Origin of the sequence: Brachybacterium sp. YJGR34, assembly GCF_003347015.1 — a bacterium.
Classification (GTDB): domain Bacteria; phylum Actinomycetota; class Actinomycetes; order Actinomycetales; family Dermabacteraceae; genus Brachybacterium.
In genome coordinates, this window is the sequence record NZ_PNFB01000043.1 from 1 (window position 1) to 1,339 (window position 1,339).

Genomic DNA, 1,339 nt, shown 5'->3' on the forward strand with positions numbered 1-1,339 from the left:
TGTGAAGTCTCGGGACATCGTTCGCAGATGTCTCGGGACATGGTTCACGAAGAAGGGCCCCGGTTTTCACCGGGGCCCTTCTTCTTTGGCTGGTAGCCGCGGGTGGTGTCGATGGTGAACTCGGCGAGGATGGTGCCGGTGTCGAGGTCGGTGACGAGGACGTCGTCGTGGTCGATGAGGAGTCTGACGGGTCGGCTCGTGTGGGCGCGGCCGATGCCGAGGTGGCGCATGCGGCCGGCGTGGCGCAGGGAGACTTTCCCGTCCTGGTCGACGCGGTCTGTGCGGATCGTGTAGCCACCTGGTCTCGAGTGCGGGGCGGGGTGAGCTTTCGGTAGTGCTTCATAGGCTTCTGCCGGGGTGTGCCGGTTCAGCGCGCGGTGAGGGCGCTGCGTGTTGTACCAGGTCTGGAAGGTGTTCAGCTGCTCCTGCAGGGCCTCGATGTCGGGGGCTGGCGGCTGTGCGGTCAGCCAGCGTTTGAGGGTCTGGTGGAAGCGTTCGATCTTGCCTTGGGTCTGTGGATGGTTCGGGGCGCCGTTGAGTTGGCGGATGTCGAGGTCGGCCAGGGCTCGTTCGAAGGAGTTGAGGGTCTTCAGGACTCGGGCGCCCTGGGCGAATCGCGTGGTGAAGACCATGCCGTTGTCGGTGAGCATCACTGCTGGTGGGCCGTAGATCCGGGTGAGGTCAAGGAAGGTCGCGGTCACGATCGGGCCGGTGACGGGGGTGAAGGCCCGGGCGGTCAGGAGGTAGCGGGAGTGGTCGTCGAGGAAGTCGAGGATCTCGGTATCGGTGCCGTCGGCGAGGGGCCAGTGGGTGAAGTCGGCCTGCCACATCTCGTTGGGCTGGTCGGCGGCGAAGAGGTGCCAGGACGAGCGGGGGCGTTTGCGGGGCTGGGGCGTGATCAGGGCGTTCGCGCGGAGGGTGCGGTGGATCGTGGCGCGGCTCGGGCCGGGCAGGCCTTCGCGTTCCAGGCGCATGGCGATGGTCATCGCGCCGGCGTCCTGGCCGGTCGTCTCGAGCTCGTGTCGGAGGTCGAGGATGCGTTGGACGAGGTGGGGTGGTGTGGCGTTGGGGTGGTGGCGCGGCGCGCGGGAACGGGGCTCAAGAGCGTCGAACCCACCGGCTCGGTAGCGGGCCAGGAGGATCTCTACCCAGCGCCGAGAGACGCCGTAGCGGCGCGCGGCGTCTGCTGGCCGGAGCCCGCTCTCGATGACTGACAGGACGATCACCCGGTTCTTCGCCATCGCTCATTGTGCGAACGATGTCCCGAGACATGCTCCGGCAGTGCACGCGAACGATGTCCCGAGACAGGTGCGAACTATGTGCTGAGACCAGACACCCC

Annotated in this window: 1 protein-coding gene; it reads right to left on the minus strand. The window is 67.1% G+C overall.

Annotated elements, in window-relative coordinates; all coding sequences use genetic code 11:
* Positions 1-44 precede the first annotated feature (44 nt).
* Complete coding sequence (locus tag CXH06_RS18245) at positions 45-1,241, minus strand: IS481 family transposase (protein ID WP_114856626.1); 1,197 nt, start codon at positions 1,239-1,241, stop codon at positions 45-47.
* Between the last annotated feature and the right edge of the window lie 98 nt (positions 1,242-1,339).

Bases quoted from the DNA above. Each gene is read 5' to 3' on its own strand.
- CXH06_RS18245 (WP_114856626.1), bottom strand. From the start codon at position 1,241: ATGGCGAAGAACCGGGTGATCGTCCTGTCAGTCATCGAGAGCGGGCTC.